The sequence below is a fragment of the Trichococcus sp. genome, from assembly GCF_049589555.1.
In the GTDB taxonomy this organism is placed as follows: Bacteria; Bacillota; Bacilli; order Lactobacillales; family Aerococcaceae; genus Trichococcus.
Genome location: NZ_JBAWAZ010000115.1, coordinates 1 through 3,250 on the forward strand (window position 1 = coordinate 1; position 3,250 = coordinate 3,250).

4 protein-coding genes are annotated in these 3,250 nt (G+C 47.2%); 2 read left to right on the forward strand and 2 right to left on the reverse strand.

Going from position 1 to position 3,250, the window contains the following annotated elements; translation table 11 throughout:
- Positions 1–549, reverse strand: a 549-nt coding sequence (locus WBV27_RS04965) for a fumarylacetoacetate hydrolase family protein (RefSeq protein ID WP_424199964.1), incomplete at its 3' end; no start/stop codon positions are given.
- Between the two features lie 291 nt (positions 550–840).
- Here WBV27_RS04965 and WBV27_RS04970 point away from each other — a divergent pair.
- A complete protein-coding gene (locus WBV27_RS04970; RefSeq protein ID WP_319468580.1) occupies positions 841–1,110 on the forward strand; it encodes an ACT domain-containing protein in 270 nt (89 codons plus the stop codon).
- Between the two features lie 12 nt (positions 1,111–1,122).
- On the forward strand, positions 1,123–2,481 hold the full coding sequence (locus WBV27_RS04975; protein WP_424199966.1) for a PFL family protein: 1,359 nt from the start codon (positions 1,123–1,125) through the stop codon (positions 2,479–2,481).
- Positions 2,482–2,627: 146 nt separating this feature from the next.
- Here WBV27_RS04975 and WBV27_RS04980 read toward each other — a convergent pair whose 3' ends face one another.
- On the reverse strand, positions 2,628–3,209 hold the full coding sequence (locus WBV27_RS04980; protein WP_424199968.1) for a TetR/AcrR family transcriptional regulator: 582 nt from the start codon (positions 3,207–3,209) through the stop codon (positions 2,628–2,630).
- Between the last annotated feature and the right edge of the window lie 41 nt (positions 3,210–3,250).

A 3,250-nucleotide genomic window follows, 5' to 3' on the forward strand; every position in this document is an offset into this window, starting at 1 on the left:
TAACCATTGCGGAGAGCCTTTTTGCCAGTCGCGTGCGGTCACGTCATTGCCGATTGTGTAGCCCGCTACGTGCTCAAGAGCCTCTTCCGGGGAGACGCAATAAGCTTTTTTGCCGATGACTGCCACCAGTTCGACTTCGTAATCTACCTTGCTGGTGTTCACCGGAATCGGAATGCCTTCTTTATGGGCAGCCAAAGCGCTCGTGAATTTGCTGAAGACAAGCGGTTTTTTCGGGGCTTCACTTTTCGTTTCCGCGACATGGGCGGCATAGTTCTTGCCGATGCAGAGGATTTTGCCTGGACGGGAGAGGACGGGCAGGAATGTGACCTCATCCATGGAAACATAGTAGGCTGAATCCGTCAGCGTGTCCGCTTGGGCCAGAATGGCGGCCAATTGGGCAGCCTGTTCCGGGTCCTTCAACACATCGTCTATATAGGAAGGGAAAGGCAGCGATAAAGCTGCGGCCGCCTTGGCGACATTCAGGAAACCGTGCTCCGTCTTGATGCCGATGCGGCTTTGGCCAGCTTCTGAAAAATGAATCAATTGCATTAAGAAAACCTCCTTGATATTTGATTGGAACTTGCTTATATCCAGTGTAGCAATTATTCCCAAAAAACGATAGATTTTATGCAGCTTCTGCAATAATTTTCGTGTTTCGGGAAAGAACACAGGAAAATCCGATTAGAGAGCGGTTACTGTTTTCCGTTTCCCCAAAAAACAGTGGTCATTCCCGTTAGATGTGATAGAATAGGAAACATAAATTTTTAATTGGATTTTCATATTGCTGGAAAATGGTATAATGGACTCGACAAAAAATTAAAGAAGCAGGGGCGAAAAAAGATGAGAGCAATCATGACCGTAACAGGTAAAGACCATACCGGAATCGTAGCAAGCGTATCGGTGGAATTGGCGCGTCTGGGCGTAAATATCTTGGATATCTCACAGACCATCATGGAGGAATACTTCACCATGATTTTGATGGTCGAATTGAATGAAGCAAAAAATTCAGTCAAAGAAGTCAAAGAAGCGATGAAAAAAGTTGAAGAAGAACAAGGCTTGGTCATCCGTTTACAGGCAGAAGACACATTCCATGCAATGCATCGGATCTAGGGGGACATTTGAATGTTAAGAACAGATAATATCTTGGACACCATTCGCATGTTCGAAGAGGACAATCTGGATATCCGTACCATCACCATGGGGATTTCTTTATTGGACTGCATCGACAGCGATGGCGAAAAAGCTCGTGAAAGAATATACAAAAAAATCACCACCAAAGCGAAAAACCTGGTCAGCGTAGCACAGGAAATCGAAGATACGTACGGCGTTCCGATCACGAACAAACGGATTTCGGTGACACCGATTGCATTGATCGCCGGCGCAAGCGATGACACGGATTATGTGGCGTACGCAAAAACGTTGGATGCTGCGGCGAAGGAAGTCGGCGTCGACTTCATCGGCGGCTTCTCGGCTTTGGTCGAAAAAGGCTACAACAAAGGCGACAAAATCCTGATCGACTCGATTCCGGAAGCTTTGGCAGTTACGGATAAGGTCTGCAGCAGCGTGAACATCGGCTCTACTAAAGCGGGCATCAACATGGATGCTGTCAAGTTGATGGGCGAAATCGTCCTTGCAACGGCTGAAAAAACAGCTGAACAACACGGATTCGGTTGTGCGAAATTAGTAGTATTCGCAAACTCAGTAGGCGACAATCCCTTTATGGCAGGCGCTTATCATGGCGTTGAGGAAGCGGATTGCGAAATCCACGTCGGAATCTCCGGTCCTGGTGTCGTCAAACGTGCTTTGGAAAAAGTAAAAGGCGAACCGATGGACATCGTTGCCGATACAATCAAGAAAGCAGCCTTCCAGATTACCCGCATGGGTCAATTGGTCGGGAACATCGCTTCCCAAAAATTGGGCGTGCCATTCGGCATCGTCGACTTGGCATTGGCTCCGACACCTGCAGTCGGCGACTCGGTCGGTGAAATCCTTGAAGAATTTGGTTTGGGTGTAGTCGGTACGCACGGAACAGTCGCTGCGCTAGCTGTATTGAATGATGCAGTCAAAAAGGGTGGCGTAATGGCATGCAGCCATGTCGGCGGACTTTCGGGTTCGTTCATTCCCGTATCGGAAGACCACCGCATGATTGATGCTGCGGCAGCAAACCAAATCAGTTTGGACATGTTGCTGGCGATGACTGCCATCTGTTCTGTTGGTTTGGACATGATCGCCATCCCTGGTGACACTCCTGCGACGACAATCGCGGCCATGATCGCTGATGAAGCCGCAATCGGTGTTCAAAACCACAAAACAACTGCTGTGCGGGTGATTCCGGCAATCGGCTGTGAAGTAGGCGACTTCGTTGAATTTGGTGGATTACTGGGACGCGCTCCTGTAATGCCGGTCCACAAAGAAAGCTCTGCTGACTTCATCAATCGTGGCGGACGCAGTCCGGCACCAATCCATTCATTCAAAAACTAATTATAATACGAAGAGAGGCCGGGACAAAAGTCCAAGCCTCTCTTTTATTTCCTGACAATTAATCATAAAAATGTTCCAAAAAGCAGACCCAAATCACTTTTTGTCCCACTCTCTCTTTGTTCTCGAAATGATTACCCCTAGAATTTTTAGTCGGTCAATAAAATTCCGCGGGTCAATCCTGTCATTGCCAACCGGAACGCTTTTTGGTAGTTTTTCCGTTCTTCAAGAACCTGAAGGAGTGGCAAATAGGTCAGGTAGATGCAATTTGCCGCTTGCGTGCGTTCTTCATCTGACCGGCTGCTGCATTCCGGAATGCGTTCCATCAATTTTTTGAACATAAAAATGAAGCTATCCTTGATTACGGAGAGATTTGGATAGTCTTCCGGACTCACTTGATAGAGTACCATGGCGTGATAATCCTCTTGTTCCCACAGGTCCAGGCAATAATCCCATATATGATCGAGAGTGAGCGTTTGTTCCTGATCAAAGCGGTTAAGGTAGGCTCTGGCATGATCACAGAGGGGTGTGAACAATTCATTGATGAGCGCTTCTTTGTTCTCAAAATGATTGTATATCGTCTTTCTTGCAACATCCGCCTGCGATGAGATTTCCTCCAGACTGACACTAAGCGATCCTTTTGCACTGATGAGTTCAGCCGCAACGGCGAGGATATCCTGATGGGTCTTATCGCGTTTTTTCATTGTCCGTGATTTTGTAGGATTTTCCATCACAATCACCTTTCGTTATACTTGATTTTATTTCATTTTAG